Raw genomic sequence first — 2,864 nt, forward strand, 5'->3', positions numbered from 1 at the left:
TCTAGATTTACTATTCTTTCATTTTCTCACACCTCATTCCTGATTGCTATATCTATAAACGTATAAAAAAAGAGCAGAGCTATTTCATCAAATCCAACAATTCAGAAGTGGAGAGTTTAGCAGAAACGTCAGTACCCGAAAGAAGAGAATCAGCTAAATCCCGTTTACGATGATGAAGTTGAACAATTTTTTCTTCGATAGTGTCTTTAGCCACCAAGCGATAAACAGTAACAGGACGTTGTTGACCGATGCGGTAGGCGCGATCGGTAGCCTGATCTTCAACAGCAGGATTCCACCAAGGATCTAAATGAATGACATAATCAGCAGCGGTCAAATTTAAGCCGGTTCCGCCCGCCTTTAAACTGATTAAAAAGACATCACCATCACCAGACTGAAAAGCCTTAACCCGTCGTTGTCGTTCTTTTTTAGAGGTGCTACCATCGAGATATTGATAACTAATGTGTTGTTGATCAAGATGAGATTTAACAATTTGTAGATGGTCAACAAATTGACTAAAAACCAAAGCCTTATGACGGTTATCAAGTAACTCCTCAAGGATATCTTGAAACAACTGTAACTTAGAACCCTTTAAAGAAGCATCATCAAGAATTAAACTAGGATGACAACAACAACGGCGTAACTTCATCAAAGCAGCCAAAACCTGTAAATGTTTTTGTCCGCCACTGTCATCATTCTCGCTTAATTTTTCTAGGGAATCACGACGTAAAGCCTCATAGAGAGCCATTTCTTCATTACTTAACTCAACGGATAAGAGCATTTCAGTACGAGGAGGTAATTCAGATAAAACCTGAGTTTTAGTACGGCGTAAAATAAAAGGTTGAATCAAGCGTTTCAATTGTTGATGAAGAATTTTATATGAATCTGATTCGATAGGAGCAATAAAACGGTCATTAAACTGTTTCCAAGAACCCAACAAACCAGGATTAATAAAGCGGAATAAATTCCATAACTCTCCTAAATGATTTTCCAGAGGAGTGCCTGTGGTAATCAACTTAAACTGACCCTGTAACTTCATGGCAGCCTGAGAGCGTTTAGTGGTCATATTCTTAATAAATTGAGCCTCATCTAAAACAATAGTTTGCCAAGAAACCTCAGCCAACATAGCAGCTACTGATTCCTGTTGTAATAAACCATAACTGCAAATTAATAAATCAAAAGATTGTAAATTATCTAAAATTTCCTGACGATTACCACTGCCAAATAAAATGGGGTTAAGAGTAGGAGAAAATTTAGTAGATTCATCAATCCAATTGAAACAAACAGAAGTCGGAGCAACAATTAAAGTGGGTCCATCACTAGCACGAGTGAGAATAGCCGCCAAAGCCTGAATGGTTTTACCCAAGCCCATATCATCAGCCAAACAAGCCCCTACGCCCCAATGAGAGAGACGAGCTAACCAATGGAACCCTTCTAATTGATAATCTCGTAAATCCCCTTGAAAGGTACTAGGAAGCTGAGGAGTAAATTCGTGCATTTCTTGAATTTTTTGACAATGTTCGTGCCATTGTTGGTCAACTGTTAAATCCTCGACCTCAGAGAAAAAATCTTGCAAAGCTAAGGTAGACAGAGGATGAAGCTGACGAGCCTGTTTATGAGGTTGAGAAAAAAGACGGAAATCTTCTAAGCGTTGACGAAAAGAATCAGTTAAAGCCAAAAACTGTCCGTGACCTAAAGGTAGAAAACGACCTGGACTTTGTTCTAATAAGGTCAGCAATTGTTGTAAATCAAAAACCAAAGATTCATCTAACTGTAATTGACCGGACACCTCAAACCAATCTTGTTGAGAATTAAGATTAAGGTGAAGATGAGAAAAACCAGCCGGTTTAGTAACCTTAAGAGTTTCCCCTTCAGGCCATTCAATAATAACTTGACCCTCCAAATCCTGTAATTGTAGAAGTAATTCTAAACAAAGTTCAGGGTCATCAAAATCCCATCTACCCGAAGCCGGATCACCAGAAGCAAGAAGGGGACAATCAACAATGAGAGCGTCAAATAAATCCTTTTCTTGTTGGAGATCACGAGTGGTCTGATAACGCTGACCATCAATTTCAGTAATAACAGTTGCACCACCAGTAGCAGGATGATAAAAAGAATGACCTTTTTCAAAAGGACAGACAACCACTCTCGCACTTAACCCCTCATCATTCGGTAATAATTGAAGATGAGGAAGAGGTTGAGCAATGACCTCAATAGCATCAGCAATATCACCTCCAATATCAGAATGAACCGTTAATAAACTAGAGATAGTATTAATGGCAGCTAAAACCTGTTGTTGAGCCGAAATAGGAACTTTTAATTGATTTTTTTTACCAAAGATTTTGGCAAGTTGTTGATAGTCAGGGGTGATAACTAAGACTTTAACTAAATTAAAAGTTTCTTGCCAAATGAGAGGAGAATCAGTCTGATAAAGAGGGGGAGAAAGTTTGAGAGTAATTTCCTTTTTTTGATTCTTTTTAACTAATAATTCAGGAGTGGTTTCAACCAATTCAACTTTGGTTTTAGGAGAATCCTCCCAAAAAATTAAAGGATGTCCAATGAGTTCAAGAAGAGTGTTTTCATGGAAAGAAAACTCTGGTTCATCATAATAACCATATTCATCAACGGTGATTTGAGTACAGGCTTTTAAATCTTGAGGTGTGAGATAATCTAAAGCAGCAAGACCTCTAGCTAATCGTTTGAGGGCAATGGGACGGCCTTGACTCCAAACACCTTTTTTAGAGATAGTTTGTTCTTTGGGTTTTAAAGACCAATGGTTCTTAGATAAACTAAAAAACCAGGCTAAACGTTTGCTATAGCAATCAGGAATGAGGTGTGAGAAAATGAAAGAATAGTAAATCTAGACT

At 37.9% G+C, this 2,864-nt stretch carries 1 pseudogene; it reads right to left on the minus strand.

Features of this window, described 5'->3' with window-relative positions:
* Window positions 1-79: 79 nt before the first annotated feature.
* A pseudogene (locus P9B04_RS19140) lies at window positions 80-2,806 on the minus strand (DEAD/DEAH box helicase); the annotation flags it as partial.
* Window positions 2,807-2,864: the final 58 nt, after the last annotated feature.

It is taken from the genome of Crocosphaera sp. Alani8, from assembly GCF_038442745.1.
Taxonomy (GTDB): Bacteria; Cyanobacteriota; Cyanobacteriia; order Cyanobacteriales; family Microcystaceae; genus Crocosphaera.